16 protein-coding genes are annotated in these 20582 nt (G+C 72.6%); 7 read left to right on the forward strand and 9 right to left on the reverse strand.

The features are described from left to right. The first annotated feature begins 93 nt into the window (after positions 1-93). Together AB0J21_RS08420 and AB0J21_RS08425 are read left to right on the forward strand one after the other, a co-directional pair. Positions 94-324, forward strand: a complete 231-nt coding sequence (locus AB0J21_RS08420; protein ID WP_363145223.1) for a hypothetical protein — start codon at positions 94-96, stop codon at positions 322-324. Continuing rightward, complete coding sequence (locus tag AB0J21_RS08425) at positions 321-536, forward strand: hypothetical protein (RefSeq protein ID WP_363145060.1); 216 nt, start codon at positions 321-323, stop codon at positions 534-536. Before AB0J21_RS08420 ends, AB0J21_RS08425 begins: the two co-directional genes overlap by 4 nt. Positions 537-602: 66 nt before the next feature. Here AB0J21_RS08425 and AB0J21_RS08430 read toward each other — a convergent pair whose 3' ends face one another. Further along, the gene (locus AB0J21_RS08430) at positions 603-1565 is read right to left on the reverse strand and encodes an aldo/keto reductase (RefSeq protein ID WP_363145061.1); all 963 of its coding nucleotides are present in this window, start codon (positions 1563-1565) and stop codon (positions 603-605) included. 145 nt (positions 1566-1710) lie between these two features. Between AB0J21_RS08430 and recO the strand changes: the two genes are divergently transcribed. Together recO and AB0J21_RS08440 are read left to right on the forward strand one after the other, a co-directional pair. After that, positions 1711-2457 carry a DNA repair protein RecO gene (gene recO, locus AB0J21_RS08435; RefSeq protein WP_363145062.1) on the forward strand — a complete coding sequence of 249 codons (747 nt, stop codon included), beginning with the start codon at positions 1711-1713 and terminating at the stop codon, positions 2455-2457. 79 nt (positions 2458-2536) lie between these two features. Beyond that, positions 2537-3412, forward strand: coding sequence for an isoprenyl transferase (locus AB0J21_RS08440; protein ID WP_363145063.1), 876 nt, complete (start codon positions 2537-2539; stop codon positions 3410-3412). Positions 3413-3490: 78 nt separating this feature from the next. Here the strand turns inward: AB0J21_RS08440 and AB0J21_RS08445 are convergent, their stop codons facing one another. The 5 genes from AB0J21_RS08445 to AB0J21_RS08465 form a co-directional block, all read right to left on the reverse strand. After that, positions 3491-4465 carry a VOC family protein gene (locus AB0J21_RS08445; protein WP_363145064.1) on the reverse strand — a complete coding sequence of 325 codons (975 nt, stop codon included), beginning with the start codon at positions 4463-4465 and terminating at the stop codon, positions 3491-3493. Positions 4466-4761: 296 nt separating this feature from the next. Further along, positions 4762-5181 carry a Fur family transcriptional regulator gene (locus AB0J21_RS08450; RefSeq protein WP_363145065.1) on the reverse strand — a complete coding sequence of 140 codons (420 nt, stop codon included), beginning with the start codon at positions 5179-5181 and terminating at the stop codon, positions 4762-4764. Between the two features lie 10 nt (positions 5182-5191). Beyond that, entirely contained in the window at positions 5192-6154 is a 963-nt protein-coding gene (locus tag AB0J21_RS08455; protein WP_363145066.1) for a metal ABC transporter permease, read from the reverse strand. A gap of 22 nt (positions 6155-6176) precedes the next feature. Next, positions 6177-6998 (reverse strand): metal ABC transporter ATP-binding protein, encoded by an 822-nt coding sequence (locus tag AB0J21_RS08460; protein ID WP_363145067.1) that lies wholly within the window; start codon positions 6996-6998, stop codon positions 6177-6179. A 166-nt stretch (positions 6999-7164) separates the two neighbouring features. Continuing rightward, positions 7165-8148, reverse strand: a complete 984-nt coding sequence (locus tag AB0J21_RS08465) for a metal ABC transporter substrate-binding protein (RefSeq protein ID WP_363145068.1) — start codon at positions 8146-8148, stop codon at positions 7165-7167. 322 nt (positions 8149-8470) lie between these two features. Between AB0J21_RS08465 and AB0J21_RS08470 the strand changes: the two genes are divergently transcribed. From AB0J21_RS08470 to AB0J21_RS08480, 3 genes are all read left to right on the forward strand, one after another. Next, the gene (locus AB0J21_RS08470; RefSeq protein WP_363145069.1) at positions 8471-9853 is read left to right on the forward strand and encodes a glycine--tRNA ligase; all 1383 of its coding nucleotides are present in this window, start codon (positions 8471-8473) and stop codon (positions 9851-9853) included. A gap of 108 nt (positions 9854-9961) precedes the next feature. After that, the gene (locus tag AB0J21_RS08475; protein ID WP_363145070.1) at positions 9962-10816 is read left to right on the forward strand and encodes a pentapeptide repeat-containing protein; all 855 of its coding nucleotides are present in this window, start codon (positions 9962-9964) and stop codon (positions 10814-10816) included. A 129-nt stretch (positions 10817-10945) separates the two neighbouring features. Beyond that, positions 10946-14083 (forward strand): BTAD domain-containing putative transcriptional regulator, encoded by a 3138-nt coding sequence (locus tag AB0J21_RS08480; protein WP_363145071.1) that lies wholly within the window; start codon positions 10946-10948, stop codon positions 14081-14083. Here AB0J21_RS08480 and AB0J21_RS08485 read toward each other — a convergent pair. The 3 genes from AB0J21_RS08485 to AB0J21_RS08495 all read right to left on the reverse strand — a co-directional run bounded on the left by AB0J21_RS08485 (position 14061) and on the right by AB0J21_RS08495 (position 20434). Beyond that, positions 14061-14849 carry an ABC transporter permease gene (locus AB0J21_RS08485; protein ID WP_363145072.1) on the reverse strand — a complete coding sequence of 263 codons (789 nt, stop codon included), beginning with the start codon at positions 14847-14849 and terminating at the stop codon, positions 14061-14063. The two genes, AB0J21_RS08480 and AB0J21_RS08485, sit on opposite strands and share 23 nt — an antisense overlap. Then, positions 14846-15910 carry an ATP-binding cassette domain-containing protein gene (locus AB0J21_RS08490; protein WP_363145073.1) on the reverse strand — a complete coding sequence of 355 codons (1065 nt, stop codon included), beginning with the start codon at positions 15908-15910 and terminating at the stop codon, positions 14846-14848. The genes AB0J21_RS08485 and AB0J21_RS08490 overlap by 4 nt, the downstream gene beginning before the upstream one ends. Before the next feature lie 234 nt (positions 15911-16144). Continuing rightward, positions 16145-20434: a discoidin domain-containing protein gene (locus tag AB0J21_RS08495; RefSeq protein ID WP_363145074.1), complete on the reverse strand. Its 4290-nt coding sequence runs from the start codon at positions 20432-20434 to the stop codon at positions 16145-16147. Between the last annotated feature and the right edge of the window lie 148 nt (positions 20435-20582).

Consider the following 20582-nt stretch of genomic DNA (forward strand, 5'->3'; position numbering starts at 1 on the left):
GTACACCCGCAAAGGCTTCTCACTGTAGGGAGTAACGCCCATGGTCATGGTGAGGTTGAGGCAACTCACCACTTCTGATGAAGGGCGACCATGATGTCGAACAAGCGGACGCACGCCACGATTTGTGTGGACGAGGCCAAGGACACGGTCGAGGAATTGCGCGCGGCGCTTTCCGCCGTGGGGATCAAACTGCCGTCCCTCGGGCTCGATCTCTCTTCCGTGGCCCGGGAGAAGCCGTGCCCGCACATTCAGCTCGGCGGGTGCGCGCCGGAACTCGCCGCGCGGCTCGCCGCCGTTCTGCGCCGGAAGGCGGCCGCCGCGTGAGCGTGCTCGTCGGGACGTACGCCGTCGACACGGTCAACGGGCGGGTCGGTCTCGTCGTGACCGCCGACGAGAGCGCCGTACGGCTCAGGCCGATCGGCGTCGGCGCCGTCTGGGACGCCGCCCCCGCCACCGTACGGACCGCGACCGTCCTCGAACGGGTCCGGGCCTGCACGGCGTACGTCAACGCCCGCAGCCGGGGCGAAGTGCCCTGAGCGGTGGCGGCAGGGGAGGGGGCCGGGCCCCCGCCCCCGCCCCTGCCCGCGAGGTGACAGAGGTTTCTAGCCCTCCGACCCGTCCGCCGTCCCGCCCGCCGTCTCCAGCCGCTCCAGCTCCGCCGCGCTCAGTCGCAGCGCGCCCGCCGCCAGGTTCTCGTCCAGGTGGGCCGGGTCGCCGGTGCCGGGGATGCCGAGGACGTGCGGGCCCTGGTGCAGGGTCCAGGCCAGGCGGACCTGCGCGGGGGTCGCGTCGTGCGCCCGCGCGACCTCGGCCACCGCCCGTACGGTGTCGTCCCTGTCCTCGCCGGGACGGCCCGACTCCTTGTGCTGCCCGGCGATCGCGAAGAACGGGACGAAGGCGATGCCGAGTTCGCCGCAGCGGCGCAGCACCTCGGCCGAGTCGCCGCGCCGGGAGTCCAGCGAGAAGCGGTTCTGCACGGCGACCACCGGGGCGATCGCGCGGGCCTGCGCCAGTTGCTCCGTGGTCACGTTCGACACGCCCAGGTGCCTGATCAGGCCGGCCTGACGCAACTCGGCGAGCGCGCCGAAGAGTTCGTCCACCGGGCGCGGGCCGTTCATACGGAGGTTGACCAGGTCCAGATGGTCGCGGCCGAGCTGGCGCAGGTTCTCCTCGACCTCCCCGCGCAACTCCTCGGGCCGGGCCCAGTCCCGCCACCCGCCGGAGGCGTCACGGCGCGGGCCGACCTTCGTCGCGATGACCAGGTTCTCCGGGTACGGCGCGAGCGCGCTGTTGATCAGCTCGTTCGCGGAGCGCAGCGGCGAGAAGTAGAAGGCGGCCGTGTCGATGTGGTCGACCCCGCGCTCCACGGCCCGCCGCAGCACCGCGAGCGACTGCTCACGACCGCGCGAGTCCCGCCCGGAGAACGCCTCCCGCGAAGCGAGCCGCATCGCCCCGAACCCGATCCGGTTGACGGTCGGCCCGTCCCCGCCGAAGGTCCAGGTGCCGGCCGAGGAGGCGTGCGGGGTGTCCGTGGCTGTCGTCGTGCGCTGGGTGTCCTGAGGCATGGGCGGAGTGTGCCACGCGGGTGGGGGAGGGGAGCGGGCCCGGGCCGCGTCCTGCGGTCGCCGGCCCCGCGCGCGGCCGAACCGTGGCGTCGCGCCCTCTCGCCCCTCCCCCCGCCCCACCCCCTCCGTACGCGACAATGGCCCCATGAGTCTGTTCCGCGACGACGGCATCGTGCTGCGCACCCAGAAGCTCGGGGAGGCGGACCGGATCATCACGCTGCTGACCCGGGGGCAGGGGCGGGTGCGGGCCGTGGCGCGGGGGGTGCGGCGGACCAAGTCGAAGTTCGGGGCGCGGCTGGAGCCGTTCTCCCATGTCGACGTGCAGTTCTTCGCGCGCGGCAGCGAGCTGCTGGGGCGCGGGCTGCCGCTGTGCACGCAGAGCGAGACCATCGCCCCGTACGGGCGGCACATCGTGACCGACTACGGGCGGTACACGGCCGGTACCGCGATGCTGGAGACCGCCGAGCGGTTCACCAACAACGAGGGGGAGCCCGCCGTGCAGCAGTACCTGCTGCTCGTCGGCGGACTGCGCACCCTCGCGCAGGGCGAGCACACGCCCTCCCTCGTCCTCGACGCCTTCCTGCTGCGCTCGCTCGCCGTCAACGGCTACGCGCCGAGCTTCACGGACTGCGCCCGGTGCGGACTTCCCGGGCCGAACCGGCACTTCTCCGTCTCCTCGGGGGGCGCGGTCTGCGGGAACTGCCGGGTGCCCGGTAGCGTCGTACCCTCCTCGGAGGCCCTCGCCCTGCTCGGCGCCCTGCTGACCGGTGACTGGGCCACCGCGGACGCGTGTGAACCGCGTCACGCCAGGGAGGGCAGCGGGCTCGTGTCCGCCTACCTGTCCTGGCATCTGGAGCGCGGTCTGCGGTCCATGCGCTACGTCGAGAAGTAGGACGGGCGGCGAGCGCGGGCAAGGGGGGCGGCCAGGAGCCGGCCGTACGAGTACGTCAACACCGGGAGATGTGAGACCCATGGCAGGACGCGGGATTCTGGGACGGCAGCGCCGCGAGTACAAGGCCCCCGAGCCGCACCCCTCCGGAGCGACCGCGCCCAAGCTGCCCGGTGAACTGCTCCCGAACCACGTCGCCTGCGTCATGGACGGCAACGGCCGCTGGGCCAAGCAGCGCGGACTGCCCCGCACCGAGGGCCACCGGGTCGGCGAGGGCGTCGTCCTCGACGTGCTCAAGGGCTGCATCGAGGTCGGCGTGAAGAACCTGTCGCTGTACGCCTTCTCCACCGAGAACTGGAAGCGCTCCCCCGAGGAGGTCCGCTTCCTCATGAACTTCAACCGCGACGTGATCCGCCGCCGCCGCGACGAGATGGACGAACTCGGCATCCGCATCCGCTGGGTGGGCCGGATGCCCAAGCTGTGGAAGTCCGTCGTCCAGGAACTCCAGGTCGCCCAGGAGCAGACCAAGGACAACGACCTGCTCACGCTGTACTTCTGCGTCAACTACGGCGGCCGCGCCGAACTCGCCGACGCCGCCCGGCGGATGGCCGAGGAGGTCGCCGCCGGGCGGCTCGACCCGGGCAAGGTCAACGAGAAGACCATCCAGAAGTACCTGTACTACCCGGACATGCCGGACGTCGACCTGTTCCTGCGCCCCAGCGGTGAGCAGCGCATCTCCAACTACCTGATCTGGCAGAGCAGTTACGCCGAGATGGTGTTCCAGGACGTGCTGTGGCCCGACTTCGACCGCCGTGACCTGTGGCGCGCCTGCGTCGAGTACGCCTCCCGCGACCGCCGTTTCGGCGGGGCCGTGCCCAACGAGGAACTGATCAAGATGGAGGCCGCGATGCGCGGCGGCCCGCAGCCCGGGGCGGCCGGGGCGGTCAGCGGGAGCTGACCGCGCGCCGGGGCCGGTGACACCGGCGGCAGGCGGTGGCGACGCCGCGGGGCCCGGAGCGCCGGGCCCCGGCGGCGCTCACGCCTGGGCCAGGGCGAACACCGTGGAGTCCGGGGCGCGCAGCAGACCGCGTCCGCGCACCGCCCGCGCCGCGTCCTCCACCAGCAGCGAGGCGCCCGCCGCGAGCGCCGAGGCCACCGCCGCCTCCACGTCCGGCACCAGGAACTCCGGCTGCCAGCGGGCCCGCGAGGCCACCGGACGGCCCGCCCCACGCCGTACCCGGGGCGCCGGGGCCACCGACAGCAGCCGCTCCGGGCCGCGCAGCAGCACCGACTCCGAGGGCAGCCGGCGCGCGTCCGCCGCCAGGACCGAGCGGTAGAACGCGACCGCGTCCACCGCGTCCGGGCTGTACAGGCGGTGCCGGGCGACCGGAGCGCCCTTGACCACGTCACGGCCCGGCTCCCACAGCGTGAAGCCCGCGCCCTGCCGGTCGGCGGCCAGCAGTCCGCGTCCGCCCTCCAGGGGCAACGGGCCCACCGCGACCGTCCCGCAGCTCTCCCGGACCCGTGCGGCCGCCGCCCGCGCGTCGGGCACCGTGAAGCACGGCGCCCACACGCCCGCTGCGGGCTTACCGGAGTACGAGCGGCCCAGGGTGAGCACCTGCGCCCCGGAGGCGTCCAGACCGCGCCACAGCGCCCCGGGGCCGTCGCCCGGCTCGAAGGTCCAGCCCAGCACCCGGCCGTAGAAGGAACGCGCGCTCTCCGGATCGCCGCACTGAAGGCCGATCCACGCGACCCGGCCCGCTCCGGGCGCCGTCGGCGCGGCCCCGGGCCCGGCCGGGCCCACCACTCGGAGCGACGCGCCCTCGCGCGAGGGCACGGACTTCTCGGACTTCGCGGTCCTGGCGGCCCGCGTGGCTTTCGCGGTTTTCTCGGCCTTCTCGGCCTTCTCGGAGAAAGCCTCCGCCGCCCCGGACGTGGCACCCCTCGCCCCGGACACCTGGTCCCTCGTCTCGGACACGGCGCCCGCCGCCTCGGTCACGGTCTCGGTCACCACAACCTCCGGGAATCCGTCACGCACAACCTCCGGGAATCACCCAGGGCGCGACGCGTACGTCACCTCGTGCGACGTGCGCACACCCACCATGTTTTTGCCCGTCTACCCGCGATCCGCCGGAAAATCCGCGCCCGATCCATGATCTTCCGGACGGAGTGGCGGAATGTGCCGGGGGCAACGCGAAGGGAGGGCGCGAAGCGATCCGCTCCACGCCCTCCCTCAGGCCGAGTTCCTTCAGGCCGAGCCCCGTCGTACGGCTCTGCCGGTGTCCGCCGACGCGCGGAGCACCGCGGTCAGTCCGCGCACTCCCGCACGCAGTCCGCGCAGGTCCCGAAGATCTCGATCGTGTGCGCCACGTTGACGTACCCGTGCTCGCTCGCGATGGCCTCGGCCCACTGCTCCACCGCCGGGCCCTCCACCTCGACGGCCTTCCCGCACATGCGGCACACCAGATGGTGGTGGTGCTCCTCGGAGGCGCACCGGCGGTAGACCGCCTCGCCCTCCGTGTTGCGCAGGACGTCCACCTCGCCCGCGTCGGCCAGCGACTGCAGCGTGCGATAGACGGTGGTCAGCCCGACGGAGTCGCCACGGTGCTTCAGCATGTCGTGGAGATCCTGCGCGCTGCGGAATTCGTCGACCTCGGACAGGGCCGAGGCCACGGCGGCCCGCTGCCGCGTGGAACGGCCGCGTACCGGGGGTCCAGCGGTGGTCACCGTTGCCTCCTCACGTCTGCTGGCTGGTCATTGTGCCAGGTGTTCCCGGGCCCGCGCCCGTGGCGGACGAGGCGCGAGCGGCCGGGACCGCCCCCGGCGGGACCTCCGGCAGCACGCACTCGGCCGGATCACCCGCCCCGTGCGCCACCGCCCGGGACCGCGCCGCACGCCGCGCCAAGGGGGTCGCGAGCAGGGACAGCACGACGAACACGCCGATGGCCATCAGCACGATCGTCGCGCCGGGCGGCACCTCCTGGTAGTACGACAGCGAGGTCCCGCCCAGGGTCGTGGCCACGCCGATCGCGACGGCGCCCGCGAAGGTCGCCGCGAAGCTCCGGCTCAACTGCTGCGTGGCCGCCACCGGGATCACCATCAGGGCGCTGACCAGCAGCAGCCCCACGATCCGCATCGCGACCGTCACCGTGAGCGCCGCCGTCACCGCGATCAGCAGGTTCAGCAGCCGCACCGGCAGGCCCGTGACGCGCGCGAACTCCTCGTCCTGGCTCACCGCGAACAACTGGCGGCGCAGCCCCACCGTCACGAGCACCACGAGGGCCGCGAGCACGCACATCGCCACGACGTCACTGCGCGAGACCGTCGAGAGCGAACCGAACAGGTACGAGGTGAGGTTGGCGCTGGAGCCGCCCGGCGCCAGGTTGATGAGCAGCACCCCGCCCGCCATGCCGCCGTAGAACAGCATGGCCAGCGCGATGTCCCCGCGCGTCCTGCCGTACCAGCGGATCAGTTCCATCACGATCGCGCCCGCGACCGACACCGCCGCCGCCGTCCACACCGGGGAGGCGGACAGCAGGAAGCCGAGACCGACACCGGTCATCGCGACGTGGCCGATCCCGTCGCCCATGAGCGCCTGGCGGCGCTGGACGAGGTAGATGCCGATGGCGGGGGCGGTGACGCCGACCAGTACGGCGGCCAGCAAGGCCCGCTGCATGAAGGGGTCCTGGAGCATGTCCATGAGAGTGTGCCTTCCTGGCCGGTCAGCCGAGCAGTCCGGAACGGACGGGCTCGGCGCCGCTGTGCGGGTGGACGTGGTCGTGGCCGGGCAGGGCATGCTGGCCCACGGCCTTCGGGGGCGGTCCATCGTGCAGGACGCAGCCGTCGCGCAGGACGACCGCGCGGTCGATCAGCGGCTCCAGCGGCCCGAGTTCGTGCAGCACCAGCAGCACCGTCGTGCCCAGCGCCACCTGTTCGCGCAGGGTCTCGGCCAGCACCGACTGGCTCACCAGGTCCACCCCGGCCATCGGCTCGTCCATGATCAGGACCTCGGGCTCGGAGGCCAGCGCGCGGGCGATCAGGACCCGTTGGTGCTGACCTCCGGAGAGCGCGTCCACCGAGTCCTTCGCCCGGTCCGCCATCCCGACCTGCTCCAGCGCCCTGCCCACCGCCGCCCGGTCCGCGCGGCCCAGGAAGCCGAGCCGGCTGCGGGAGAGCCGCCCCGAGGACACGACCTCGGTCACCGTCGCGGGCACCCCGCTCGCGGCGGTCGTGCGCTGCGGTACGTAGCCGATCCGCGACCAGTCGCGGAAGCGCCGGCGCGGGGTGGAGAACAGCTCGACCTCCCCGCCGCTCACCGGGACCTGGCCGATCACGGTACGCACCGCCGTCGACTTGCCCGAACCGTTCGCACCGAGCAGCGTCACGACCTCGCCGCGCCGCACCTCCAGGTCGATCCCGCGCAGCACCGGGCGCGCGCCCAGCTCGGCGCGGACGCCGCGCAGCGCGATGACGGGCTCGCGGGAGCCCGGGGAACCGGCGGGGCGGCTTTCGCCGCCCCCGCCGGACGGGGTGAGGGAAGTCATGCGCGCGCCTCCTGGGGTGCGGACTGTGCGGTGCTGCGGAAGTCGGAAGGGAGACGCCCGGGCGGGTACGGGCCGTCATGGACGGGTGCGGACGGGTGCGGGTTTCAGGAACGGGTGCCGAGGTCGGGAACGGGCTCGCAGGCCGGACCGGCCAGAGGACCAGAGGTCAGGAACGGGCCCCCAGGGCCTTCTGGAGCGCCTGGAGGTTCGACTCCATGACCTGGAGGTAGTCGCGGCCCCGGGACTTGTCGGTGATGCCCTCCAGCGGGTCCAGGACATCCGTCCGCAGTCCGCTGTCCCCGGCCACGGTCTTCGCGGTCTTGTCGGAGACGAGCGTCTCGTAGAAGACGGTGGTGACCCCGTCCGCCTTCGCCATCGCGTGCAGGTCCTTGATCCGGGCCGGGCTCGGCTCGCTCTCCGGGTTCAGCCCGCTGATGGCCTCCTCGGTGAGGCCGTAGCGCTCGGCGAGGTAGCCGAAGGCGGCGTGCGTCGTGATGAAGACCTTGGTCCTCGTGTCCTTCAGGCCCTCGGCGTAGGCGGTGTCGAGCTTGCCGAGCTTGCCGAGGAGCGCGGTGGTGTTCTTCCGGTAGACGGCGGCGTGGCCGGGGTCGGCCTTCTCCATGGCCTTGCCGACGCCCTTGGCGACCTCGGCGTACTTGACCGGGTCGAGCCATATGTGGGGGTCCTGTCCCGCCTCCTCGTGGTCGTGGTCCGCGTGCTCGTCATGGGCGGCCGCGTGCCCGCCGACCTCGTCGCCGTGCTCCTCCATCCTCGTGAGCGTGGCGGCGTCCACCTTGTTCTTCACGGAGGACTGGGCGACGACCTCGTCCACGGACGGCTGGAGGCCCTTGAGGTAGAGGATCAGGCCGGAACGCTCGACCTTCGAGGTCTGCCGCGCGCTGATCTCCAGATCGTGCGGCTCCTGACCGGGCTTGGTCAGGCTCGTGACGTCCACGTGCGCGCCGCCGATCTGCTCGGCGAGGTACGCCATCGGGTAGAAGGACGCGGTGACGTCCAGTTTCCCGTCGTCGGAGCCCGAGTCCCCGGAGGAACAGGCGGAGAGCAGGGTGACGCTCAGAGCGGCGGCCGCGGCGGAGGCGGTCACGGATATGAGGCGGGGACGACGACGGCTGGTGTTCATGACACTCATTTTCAACAAACATGGAAACGATTGTCAATAATCGTACGGTAGGGATGCGGGGCGGCGGTCGCGGGCTGTCGCGAGACCCGGATCCGGGGCCGGAGGAGGGGGCTCGTGCCGGTCGCCCGGAGGCCCTGGCGGCGTGGTGCCGGGCCCGTGCCGCGGAACCGATTTGATCCTGGGGGCCGCGCCGCCGGTAACCTGAGTCATTCGCTGGGCAGCGGCGGGTCCGCGGGGCCCGGCGGATGCGTACGAATCCGTGCAGAAGGGCTCCGGGCCCGCGCGGGACCGGCGCAGAAGACCGCTTCGTCGTCGTAATGAAGAGAGCACCGTGGCCGCCGACAAGATCGACACCATCGTCAGCCTGAGCAAGCGCCGTGGCTTCGTCTACCCGAGCAGCGAGATCTACGGTGGCCAGCGCGCCGCCTGGGACTACGGACCGCTGGGCGTCGAGCTCAAGGAGAACATCAAGCGTCACTGGTGGCGCTACATGGTCACCTCGCGTGACGATGTCGTCGGTATCGACTCCTCGGTGATCCTCGCCACCGAGACCTGGGTGGCCTCGGGGCACGTGGCGACCTTCTCCGACCCGCTCACCGAGTGCACCTCCTGCCACAAGCGCTACCGCGCCGACCACCTGGAGGAGGCGTACGAGGCCAAGCACGGCCACCTCCCCAAGGACGGCCTCGCCGACCTCAACTGCCCCAACTGCGGCAACAAGGGCACCTTCACCGAGCCCAAGGAGTTCTCGGGCCTGCTGAGCACCCACCTCGGCCCGACCCAGGACACCGGCTCCGTCGCGTACCTGCGGCCCGAGACCGCGCAGGGCATCTTCACCAACTTCGCCCAGGTCCAGCAGACCTCGCGCCGCAAGCCGCCCTTCGGCATCGCGCAGATGGGCAAGTCCTTCCGCAACGAGATCACGCCCGGCAACTTCATCTTCCGCACCCGCGAGTTCGAGCAGATGGAGATGGAGTTCTTCGTCAAGCCGGGCGAGGACGAGACGTGGCAGGAGTACTGGATGGAGCAGCGCTGGAACTGGTACACCGGCCTGGGCCTGCGCGAGGAGAACATGCGGTGGTTCGAGCACCCGAAGGAGAAGCTCTCCCACTACTCCAAGCGCACCGCCGACATCGAGTACCGCTTCCAGTTCGGCGGCTCCGAGTGGGGTGAGCTGGAGGGCGTCGCCAACCGCACCGACTACGACCTGTCGGCGCACGCCAAGGCCTCCGGCCAGGACCTCGCCTACTTCGACCAGGAGGCCGGCGAGCGCTGGACCCCCTACGTCATCGAGCCCGCGGCGGGCGTCGGCCGCACCATGCTGGCCTTCATGCTCGACGCGTACAACGAGGACGAGGCGCCCAACGCCAAGGGCAAGCTGGAGAAGCGCGTCGTGATGCGCTTCGACCCGAGGATCGCCCCGGTCAAGGTCGCCGTGCTCCCGCTCTCCCGCAACCCGCAGCTCTCCCCGAAGGCCAAGGGCCTCGCGGCGGCGCTGCGCCAGCACTGGAACATCGACTTCGACGACGCGGGCGCCATCGGCCGCCGCTACCGCCGTCAGGACGAGATCGGCACCCCGTACTGCGTGACCGTCGACTTCGACACCCTCGACGACAACGCCGTCACGGTGCGCGAGCGCGACACGATGAAGCAGGAACGTGTCTCCCTCGACCAGATCGAGGGCTACCTGGCCGGCCGCCTCATCGGCTGCTGACCACCCTTCGGGGAACCCGGTCCCGGCCGCGTACGACACGCGGCCGGGACCGGTCCTTTTCCCGGCCCGCCTTCCTCCCCGCTCTCCTCTCCACACCAGGAGCCGACCGTGCCCGAGCCGACCGTGTCCGAGGCGCCCGTGCCGCCCGCGCTCGAACTCACCGCGAACTGCGCGGACTGCTTCGGCCTGTGCTGTGTCGCGCTGCCCTTCACCCGCTCCGCCGACTTCGCCCGGGACAAGGAGGCGGGCACCCCCTGCGGCAACCTCGGCGCCGACTTCGGCTGCACGATCCACGAGGGGCTGCGCGAGCGGGGCTGGTCCGGCTGCACCGTCTTCGAGTGCCACGGCGCGGGCCAGCACGTCTCGCAGGGCACCTTCGCGGGCGTGGACTGGCGCGCGCGGCCCGGCACCTCCGCCGCCATGTTCCGCTCCTTCGGCGTCATGCGGCAGCTCCACGAGATCCTGCGGTACGTCACCGAGGCGCTGGAGCGGGCCGAGACCGCCCCCGTCCACGCCGAGCTGTCCGAAACCCGCGCCCGGATAGCCGAGTTGAGCGAGGGGACGCCCCCGGAACTCGCGGCCCTCGACGTCCCGGCCCTGCGCGCCGCCGCGAACGGCCCGCTGACCCGCGCCGCCCACCTCGTACGCGCCGCCGCCCGCCCCGGCCGCGCCCCCGACCACCGGGGCGCCGACCTCATCGGCAGCGCCCGGCTGCGCGGCGCCGACCTGCGCGGGGCGAACCTGCGCGGCGCCTACCTCATCGCCGCCGACCTGAGCGGGGCCGATCTGCGCGGCGCCGAACTCCTCGGCGCCGACCTGCGCGACACGGACCTGCGGGGCGCCGACCTGCGCGGCGCCCTCTACCTCACCCAGGCCCAGGTCAACGCGGCACGCGGCGACGGCGCGACGCGCGTGGGCGAGGAGTTCAGGCGGCCGGGGCACTGGGGCGGGCACACCGGCTGACGCCTCGGGGCCCCGGGCCTGCCGCCCGCTGCCTGCCACATGGTCCTCGCCCGTGCCTGCCGCCCGGCCCCCGCACGGCCGGGCCGTCCGCCGTGCCCACCACCCCCACCCGCTGGCTACGCTGCACGCGTGGCCATCGAACTCGCCCTGCTGACCGGTGTCTCCTACCGGGGACAGGAGATCACCGCGCCCCGGCTGCGCGGACTGCTGGCGCTGCTCGCGCAGGACCCGCGCGCGGGGTGCAGCACCGGGCGGCTCGTGGCGGGGCTGTGGCCCGAGGACCGGCCGGAACACCCGGCCAAGGCCGTCCAGGTGCTCGTCTCCCGGCTGCGCACCCACCTGGGCGCCGAGGTGATCGCCCGCACCCCCACCGGCTACCGGCTGGCCCTCGACGCGACGCGCGTCGACAGCTCCGCGCTGCTGCTGCACGAGGCCGAGGCCGCGCGGCTGGCCCGCGAGGGCGACCACGCCGGGGCCGCGGCCGAGGCACGGGCCGGACTCGCGCTCTGGGCGGGCGGCGCCGCCACGGCGGGGGAGGACCCGGACGACCCCGTGACCGCCCTGCGCGACGGGCGCGCCCGGGCCCGCGCGTCCCTGGAGCGGACCGGGGCGCTCGCCCTCGCCCGCGCCGGACAACCCGGGGAGGCGGTGGGCCCCCTCACCGAACTGGCCCGGCTGCGGCCCCGCGACGAGGAGGTGCTCGCCGCCCTGCTGCGCAGTGAGGCGGTCACGAGCGGACCCGCCGCCGCACTGGCCCGGTACGAGACCCACCGGCGCTCCCTGCGCGAGGAACTGGGCACCGAACCGGGGCCCGCCCTGCGCTCCGTGCACCAGGAACTCCTGCGCGTCCAGGCGCCCGCCGTACGCCACGGCGTACCGCACGAGCCCAACCCGCTGCTCGGCCGGGAGGACGACCTGCGCGCCGTGACCGCACTGCTGCGCACCGCCCGCGTCGTCACCGTCACCGGGCCCGGCGGCCTCGGCAAGACCCGGCTCGCGTACGCCGTCGGGCGGTCCGCCGAGCAGCGGGTCACGCACGTCGTGTCCCTGGCCGGGATCACCTCCGACGAGGACGTCGCCGGGGAGGTGGCCTCCGCCGTCGGGGCCGGGGAAGGGCGCCGGGCCGGAAGCGGCGACCTCCCCGGCTCCGTCCTCGCCGCGCTCGGGACCGGCCCCGTCCTGCTCGTGCTCGACAACTGCGAACAGGTCGTGGACGGCGTCGCCGGCCTCGTGCGCACCCTCGTGGCCCGCTCCGGCGAACTGCGGGTGCTCGCCACCAGCCGCGCCCCGCTCGGGCTCAGCTCCGAGGTCCGCTACGCCCTGCCGGAACTCACCCCCGCCACCTCCGCCGCCCTCTTCGCGCAGCGCGCGGAGGCCGCCCGGCCCGGCGCCGCACTGCACGAGGCCGAGGTCGCGGAACTCTGCCGCCAGCTCGACGGGCTGCCGCTCGCCCTGGAACTGGCCGCCGCCCGGGTCCGCGTCCTGCCCGTCCCCGAGATCACCCGCCGCCTGCGCGACCGCTTCGGCCTCCTGCGCGGAGCCTCCCGCGACGCCCCCGAACGGCACCGCACCCTGCGCGCCGTCGTCGAGTGGAGCTGGAACCTGCTGGAGCCCGAGGGCCGCACCGCGCTGCGTGCCCTCTCGGTGTTCCCCGGCGGCTTCACCGAGGAGGCCGCCCGGTCGATGCTCGGCGGCGACGAGGGCCCGGACGCCCTCGCCCTGCTGGAACAACTCGCCGACCAGTCCCTCGTCAAGGCCGTCGACAGCCCGTCCGGCCTGCGTTTCCACATGCTGGAGACGATCCGGGAGTTCGGCGCGGAGCGGCGCGCGCGGGCCGGCGAGGAAGAACAGGTGACGGAGCGCTTCCTCGGCTGGGCCCGGGACTACGCGCGCGCCCACCACGACGTGCTCTACCGCGACGACAACCAGGAGCCCTTCACCCGGATACGGGCCGAGCAGGACAACCTCGTCCTCGCGCTGCGCCACGCCCTGGCCCGCGCCGACGGACCGGCGACCGCCGCGCTCACCGCCGTACTCGGCTCGCTGTGGTCGATCGAGTCGAGCTGGAACCGGCTCGTCACCCTCGCCGCCGAGACCGGACCGCCGCTCTCCCACTTCCGCCCCGGGCCCGCCGACGTCGAGGTGGCCCGCAGCGCGGCCGTCGTGTGCACGTCGAGCCTCTTCATGGGCTACGGGCCCCACGCCGTACGGCAACTCGTCACCCTGCGCGCCCTGCCGCCCGCCGTGCCCGACACCCTGCCGCGCGCCCTGGCCGTCCTGCTGTGCGCCGTACCCGAGATGCACGGGCCGCACTACGAGCGCCTGACCGAACTGTGCGCGGCGAAGGAGCCGTTGCTCGCGGCGGTGGCCGAGTGCGTCGCGAGTTACGTGTGGGAACAGCAACTCGACACGGAACGGGCGCTGGAGGCCGCGCGCCGGGCGTTCGCCGTGCTGGGCGCGCTGCGCAACCCGGCCCTGCGGATGCTGAGCCACGGCCGGGTCAGCGAACTGTGCCTGCGCACCGAACGCGGCGAGGAGGCGTACCGGCACCTGCTCTCCGCCCTCGACGCGCTGGACGACTTCGAGGACTGGCCCGACGCGATGGGCATCCGCTGGGCCCTCGTCCTGGCCTGCCTCCAGCGCGGGGAAAGCGAGGAGGCCGAGCACTGGCTGGAGCTCGCGGCCGGTGAGCACCAGGACGAGGCCGCGCTCGTCTTCACCCCGAACCTCGTGGCGCGCGGGGAGATCGCCCTCCTGCGCGGACGCGTCGACGAGGGGCTCGGCCTGTGGCGCCGGGCGGTGGAGCAACTGGGCCGCGTCGGCGCCCCGTACGCCGACGACCCCTTCCTCGACACCTGGACGCTGGAGGTCGTCGCGGGCGCCGTGGCCGCGCACGCCCTCGCGGGCAGGCCGCAGGAGGTCACCGCCCTGACGGACCGGCTGCTCGCCCGGCTGCTGACCCTGCTGGCCGCCCCGGCCGGGACGGGCTCCCCGGGCGATCTGGCCCTGGGCGGAACGGCGCTGCACGCGCTGGGCCTGGCGCGCCTGGCCGGGGGCGACGCCTCGGGGGTCCGGCTGGCGGCGCTCGCCGAGCGGCTGCCCGCGGCGCGCGAGTTCCCGCCGCTGTCCGCGAGGCACGCCCGGCGGGCCGCCGAGAGAGCCGACGCGGCGGCGTACCACGACGCGGTGTCGCGGTACGCCGCCCTGAGCCAGGCCGAGTTGCGGCAGGCCGCGCTGCGCGCGCTCAGCCCTGCGGATCACGGTTGAACCGGGCCGTCGACCACAGCCCGCCGACCGCGATCAGCAGTACGCTCCAGCCGGCCGCGAACCACAGGTCGCGTCCGCTCACCCCGCCCAGCAGCAGCCCGCGCACGGACTCGATCACCGGGGTGAAGGGCTGGTACTCGGCGAACCAGCGGAACCAGCCCGGCATCGAGTCCACCGGCACGAAGGCGCTGGACAGCAGGGGCAGCACCATCAGCGGCAGACCGGTGTTGCTCGCCCCCTCGGGGTTGGGGCTGACCAGTCCGACACCGACCCCGATCCACACCACGCCGAGGCTGAACAGGGTCAGCAGAGCGGCCGCCGCCAGCCACTCGGCCGGGTTCGCGTGCGGCCGGAAGCCGATGGCCACCGCGAAGGCCAGGACGAGGGCGAGGGCCAGCAGGGTCTGCACCACGCTGCCCACGACATGGCCGACCAGCACCGAGGGACGGGAGATCGCCATGGTGCGGAAGCGGGCGATGATGCCCTCCGTCATATCGCTGCACACGGAGACGGCGGTGCCCAGAGCCGTGCCCCCGACCGTCATCAGCAGAATGCCGGGCACCAGGTAGGCGAGGTAGGCCGAGCGGTCGGTGCTGCCGGTCAGGCCCGCGCTCATCACGTCCCCGAAGACGTACACGAAGAGCAGCAGGACGACCACCGGCGTCAGCAGGAGGTTGAGGGTCAGGGAGGGGTAGCGCCGGGCGTGCAGGAGGTTGCGGTGCAGCATCGTGGACGAGTCGCGCACGGCGAGGGACAGGGAAGTCATCGGACGGTCTCCTTGGTGGTGGGCGCGGACGGGGACGGGGACGCGGACGTGGGCGCGGACGTGGCGGGGGTGCTCGGGGTGGCGGCCCGCGCCCCGGTGGCGGCCGGGTCCGTGGCGGGGTGGCCGGTCAGGGCGAAGAACACGTCGTCGAGGTCGGGCGTGTGCACGGTCAGCTCGTCCGCCTCGACACCGGCCACCTCCAACCGGCCCAGCAGGGAACGTAGTTCCGCCTGGCTGCCGCCGTTGGGCACGGTCAGGCACAGCGCCTCGTCGCTGCGCGCGGCCTCGCTCAGCGCCTGCGCCGCGTGCCCGTACGCCCCGGGCGTCGCGAACCGCAGCCGGACGTGCCCGCCCGGGACGAGCCGCTTCAGCTCCGCCGCGGTGCCCTCGGCGACGAGCCGGCCGCCGTCCAGGACCGCGATCCGGTCGGCGAGCTGATCGGCCTCCTCCAGGTACTGCGTGGTCAGGAAGACGGTGACGCCGCCCGCGACCAGTTCGCGCACGAGGGTCCACAGGGCGTGCCGGCTGCGCGGGTCGAGACCGGTCGTCGGCTCGTCGAGGAACAGGACGCGCGGATCGCCCACCAGCGTCATGGCGAGGTCCAGGCGCCTGCGCATCCCCCCGGACAGCGAGGACGCCGGTTTCCGCGCCACCGCGCCCAGGTCCAGCCGCTCCAGCAGCCCGGCCGCCACCCGGCGGCCCGTACGGCGCGGGAGATGGCGCAGGTCCGCCATGAGGTGCATGTTCTCCTCGGCGGTGATCAGGTTGTCGACGGCCGAGAACTGACCGGTCACCCCGATCGCGGCGCGCACCGCCTCGGGCTCGGCCGCGAGGTCGTGCCCGGCCACCCGCAGCTCACCCGCGTCCGCCCGGATCAAGGTGCTCAGGACCCGGACCGCCGTCGTCTTGCCCGCCCCGTTCGGCCCCAGCAGCGAGAAGACCGTGCCGGCCGGCACCCGCAGGTCGATCCCGTCCAGGACGGTCTTCTCCCCGTACGCCTTGCGCAACCCGGTGGCGGAGATCGCCGGTTCGTCGTCGTTCGTGTGTGTGCTCGTCGTCATGCGGCAGAGCGTGCGCCCCACCGCCTTCGCCACGGCTTCAGCGCGGTTTCAGGTACGGGGGAGGGCTGAAACCCCAGGTGGGCGGCCCGGAGGCTCCCGCACGACGCCGACGGGGCCCGCCCTCCAGGAGAGCGGGCCCCGCCTTGTGCGCCCGCCGGGTGGCGGGCCCCGTGCGCGCGGTGTTCAGGTTCTCAGGTGCTCACCGCACGGTGATCCGGTTGCCGTGTCCGGGACTCACTGCACGTTGATCTTGAAGGTGGACGTCGTGTTCCTGATGTCCTGGAAGTTGCCGCTCATCGTGAGGCCCTTGAAGGTGGCCTCGCCGACCGCCGGGCCCTGGCCCGCCTCCGGCATCTCGTTGGCCCAGATGCCCCAGCCGGACCGGGCGTCGTAGGCGTCGCCGCTCTTCTTCGCGCCGGTGATCGAGATGTCGGTGAAGACGGTGTCCTTCACCGGGAACTGCGGCTGTCCGCCCACGTAGTTGGTCTGGAACATGATGCCGCCGTAGGTCGGGTCCACGATGTCCACGTCATTGACGCGGATGCCCTGGAAGACCTTGGAGGCGGAGAAGATCCAGAGCGCGGGGAAGACCTGCGTGCCCCAGAAGTGACCGCCGGCTCTCACCAGGGACACGTTCTCGATCGTCGTCGGACCGGTCCCGAAGCCGTTCATCGGGTAGCCGAAGTCCAGCGAGGACACCGTGATCCCGGAGTACACCAGGGTGTCGGCGATGTGGATGTTGCGGAAGGTGTTGTCGTAGCCGCCGTAGACCGCGAGGCCCGCCGCGCGCCAGGTCAGCGTCGAGGACAGGTTCTCGAAGACGTTGTTCTTCTCGTCGGCCCCGCCCGCGTCGATCGCCGAGAACAGCGCGAAGCTGTCGTCACCGGTGGCGCGCGCGTCGTTGTTGACGACGTGGTTGTCGGTCGAGCCGTTGGTCATGTTGATCCCGTCCGCGAACATGTCGCGGATACGGGAGTTCTTGATGGTCACGTTGTCGGTGTTGGCGCCCCAGTACAGGCACACCATGTGCTCGACCCAGATGTTGTCGATCGTGACGTCCGAGATGTTCGAGAAGTCGAACACCTTGCCCGGTCCGTCGATCCGGGACGTGTAGTTGCCGAAGTAGGTGAAGTTCGCGAAGGAGGAGCCCTTCGCGCTCGCCTCGGCGCGGAAGCCGACGTCCGTGTTCTCCTGCGAGGACGGGGCGTGGAAGCGGGTGAACCAGGGTCCCGCCCCGGTCACCTTGACGGCCTTGCCGTAGACCTGGAACTTGCTCGCGGTCTCGTAGTCCCCGGCGGGCAGGTAGACGCCGACGAGCTTGCCCGTCGTGTCCATCCGGACCTTGTCGAGGGCGTTCTGCACGTCCTGCTGGCCGAAGCCGGCGGGGGTGACGTACGCGGCCGGGTCCGGGTTGGCCAGGGCGGTGGCCTGCTCGGTGTTGATGAAGTCGATCGCGTACGTGGAGCTGTTCGCGCTGTCCTTCTGCAGGCGGATCTTCGAGCCCGCCGGGATCGTCTTCCCGAGCTGGAGGCTGGCCTCGTCGTAGATGTGGCGGGGCGCGCCGGAGCCGGGCGAGTTGCCGGGCGCCGTCTCGTTGCCGTAGAGCCACGCGTACTGCGAGGTCAGGTCGACGGGCTTGAGGAGCTGCCCGTCGACGTACACGTTGAGCGTCGCGTTGGTGCCGCCACCGCCCGCCGAGTCCGGGATCGAGAACCGGGTCACCAGGGTGTTGGTGGGCGCCTTCGTCGTGAACTCGACGTACTCACCGGTGTTGTTGAGGGTCACCGCCTTGCGGCCGGACGCCTCGCCCGCGAGGTCGCCCACGGTGCGGTTGGGGCCGATGACCTTGGCGCCGCCGCCGACGGTGCCATCCTCCGCCTCGTACATGTCGTAGGGCATGTCCGCGCCGCGTCCGACGAACAGCGGCTGCGTGGAGGTGTTGTTCTCCCGCTTGACCGGCAGTTCGTTGGCGTCGTCGGCGACCACGGTCCTCACCGTGTACTTGCCGTTGACCGCCGTCCAGGAGCCGAGGCTGACCGGGGAGGTCGTCGCCCCGGGCGCGATCGCGCCGTTGTAGGTGCCGGTCAGGGTCTTGACCGTCGCGCCCTTGGCGTCCTGCACGGTGACGGTGAGAGCGTGCGCGCCGGAGGCCGAGGCGGTGATGCCCTGGTTCTTCAGGGCGACCGAGAAGGTCACGTTGTCGCCGGCCGAGGCGCTGGTCGGGGACCACGAGGTGGTCGCGACCAGGTCGGAGCTGGAGACCTGCTTGACGACCAGCGGGTCCGGGCTCGTGTAGGTGTTGTTGGCCTCGTTCTGCTCGACGACCTTGTTGGACTCGTCGACCACGGCGCCGACCTGGTAACTGCCCGCGTCCCGCGTGCCGATGGAGCCGGTGACGGTCCTGGTCTCACCGGCCGCGAGCGCCGGGACGGCCGCCGTACCCGCCTTGTCCCCGCCGAGCTTGAACGTCAGGTCGGTGGCCTTCGCCGCCTGGCTGCCGCTGTTGGTGACGGTCGCGGTCAGGCTGATCGCGTCCGACTCGACCGGCGCGGCCGGGCTGGAGGTGATCTTCGTGACCTGGAGGTCCGGGTTGGGCGCGGGCACCCCGATCACCTGGAACTCGGCGATCTGGCCGGCCGGGGCCCCGGTGTTGGAGGTGATCCTCAGCTGGACGTCGGCGAAGCGGCCGGAGACCGGGATGGTCACCGTGTTCTGGCTCGACGGGCTGAAGGTGTAGTCCTTGGCCGCGACCGCGCTCGTGAAGCTTGAGGCGTCCTGCTCGCGGCCCAGCACCTGGATGTTCTGGGTGCGGTTGCCCCAGGAGCTGTCCGGGCTGAGCTTCAGCACGACCTGGCTGACGTCGGCGTTGGCGCCCAGCTTCGTGGTGAGCGTGTTCGGGTAGCTGCCGCCCGCGCCCTCCCAGTAGGTGCTGGTCTGGCCGTCGTTGGCGTTGGCGGCGACGAAGGTGAAGACGCTGGAGCTCGCCTCGATCGGCTTGCCCTGCGCCAGGTTGGAGCCGGGGCCCGTGGTGCCCGGACGGGTCACGCTGTCGCTGTTGCCGGAGACGTTGCCCGCCGCGTCCTTGGCCCGCACGTAGTACGTGACGGAGGAGCCGGCCGCCGGGGTGTCGGTGTACGTCGTGACGTCACCGGCCACCGACTTGAGCAGCTTGTCGTTGCCGTAGACGTCGTACGCGGTGACCTTGACGTTGTCCGTGGACGCCTGCCAGGTCAGCTTCACGTCGTTGCCGGACTGCGTGAAGGCGAGGCTGCCGGGCGCGGTGGGCGCCTGGGTGTCCCCGGTCGACTGGCCCTTGCGGGTCACGCTGTTGCTGTTGCCCGAGACGTTCCCGGCCGCGTCCTTGGCCCGCACGTAGTAGGTGACGTCGGCGCTCGCGGGCTGGCTGTCGGTGTACGTCAGGACGTTGCCCGCGACGCTCGCGCGCAGCTGGCCGTTGGCGTACACGTCGTAGCCGGTGACCCCGGTGTTGTCGCTCGCGGCCTTCCAGTTGAGCTTGATCTGGCCGCTCGCGGGCTCGGTGTAGGACAGGTCGGCGGGAGCGGTGGGCGCCTGGGTGTCGCCGGTCGCCGGGCCGTAGACCTCCAGCTCCGACAACTGGCCTGCGGGCCACGCCGTGTTGGCGGTGATCAGTACGCGTACGTAGCGCGTGGTCGTCGCGTCGAAGGTGATGTCCGCCGACTGGTCGTTGCCCGCGTTGAAGGTGTACGCCTTCGAGGCGACGAGGTCGGTGAAGTCGGAGTTGTTGGCCGAGCCCTGGATCTTGAGGGTCTGGCTGCGGCTCTCCCAGCCGCTGGGCAGCCGCAGGGTGACCTGGTTGACCCGCACCGAGGAGCCGAGGTCGGCCTGCACCCACTGCGGGAAGGAGTTGTTCCTGCTCTCCCAGTAGGTGGCCCGGTTGCCGTCGCCCGCGTTGGCCGCCCCGTAGACGTCGGCGTGCCCGCTCTCCGTGAAGGGCTTGCCCTGTGCGAGGTTGGGGGTCGCGGCGGCCTCGGTGAGCACCTGCATCTCGGCCAGCTGGCCGGTCCGCGCGACCGAGTTGGCGGTGAACTCGGCGCGCACGAAGCGGGTCAGGGTCGCCGGGAAGGAGACCTTCACGGTGTTCCCGTCGCCGGGGCTGAAGGTGTACTGCGCGGAGGTCTTGAGCGTCGTGAAGCTCTTGCCGTCCGCGCTGCCCTGGAGCGCCAGGGTCTGCTTGCGGGCCGCCCAGTCGGCGGGCAGGCGCAGGACGACCTGGCGCACCCGCTTGGTGCGGCCGAGGTCGGTCTGCACCCACTGGGCGGACTTCTTCGCGGCCTGCCAGTAGGTGCGCGCGTCTCCGTCCGTGACCGTGGCGGCGGCGTGCTCGCCGGCCGCGCTGGAGGCGGTGGTCCGCGCTCCGGCGGCGGCGTCCGGGCCGCCGGCCGCCGAGGCGCCCAGGGCCGGCAGGCCCAGGACCATGACGCTGGAGGCGAGGACGGCCGTGGCCGCGCGCCATCTCCAGCGGTGTGTGTCGATGCGGGTCATGCGGGGGTGTCCCTCTCTGCGGGGCCCCGCGCGCGGGGTGCGCGCGGAGGCGGCTCATCGGTGGAGCAGAGCGGTGGTGCGGGCCGGGCTCGGGGTGTGGCGCCGGGGGTGACGCCGCGCTGCGTGCGGCTGGCGGCAGCACACAGCT

This window comes from Streptomyces sp. NPDC049954, from assembly GCF_040656295.1.
Lineage (GTDB): Bacteria > Actinomycetota > Actinomycetes > Streptomycetales > Streptomycetaceae > Streptomyces.

Coding starts and splice junctions, on each gene's coding strand:
- AB0J21_RS08420 (WP_363145223.1), top strand. CDS start 94: ATGTCGAACAAGCGGACGCACGCCACGATTTGTGTGGACGAGGCCAAG.
- AB0J21_RS08430 (WP_363145061.1), bottom strand. CDS start 1,565: ATGCCTCAGGACACCCAGCGCACGACGACAGCCACGGACACCCCGCAC.
- recO (WP_363145062.1), top strand. CDS start 1,711: ATGAGTCTGTTCCGCGACGACGGCATCGTGCTGCGCACCCAGAAGCTC.
- AB0J21_RS08440 (WP_363145063.1), top strand. CDS start 2,537: ATGGCAGGACGCGGGATTCTGGGACGGCAGCGCCGCGAGTACAAGGCC.
- AB0J21_RS08455 (WP_363145066.1), bottom strand. CDS start 6,154: ATGGACATGCTCCAGGACCCCTTCATGCAGCGGGCCTTGCTGGCCGCC.
- AB0J21_RS08460 (WP_363145067.1), bottom strand. CDS start 6,998: ATGACTTCCCTCACCCCGTCCGGCGGGGGCGGCGAAAGCCGCCCCGCC.
- AB0J21_RS08465 (WP_363145068.1), bottom strand. CDS start 8,148: ATGAGTGTCATGAACACCAGCCGTCGTCGTCCCCGCCTCATATCCGTG.
- AB0J21_RS08485 (WP_363145072.1), bottom strand. CDS start 14,849: ATGACTTCCCTGTCCCTCGCCGTGCGCGACTCGTCCACGATGCTGCAC.
- AB0J21_RS08490 (WP_363145073.1), bottom strand. CDS start 15,910: ATGACGACGAGCACACACACGAACGACGACGAACCGGCGATCTCCGCC.
- AB0J21_RS08495 (WP_363145074.1), bottom strand. CDS start 20,434: ATGACCCGCATCGACACACACCGCTGGAGATGGCGCGCGGCCACGGCC.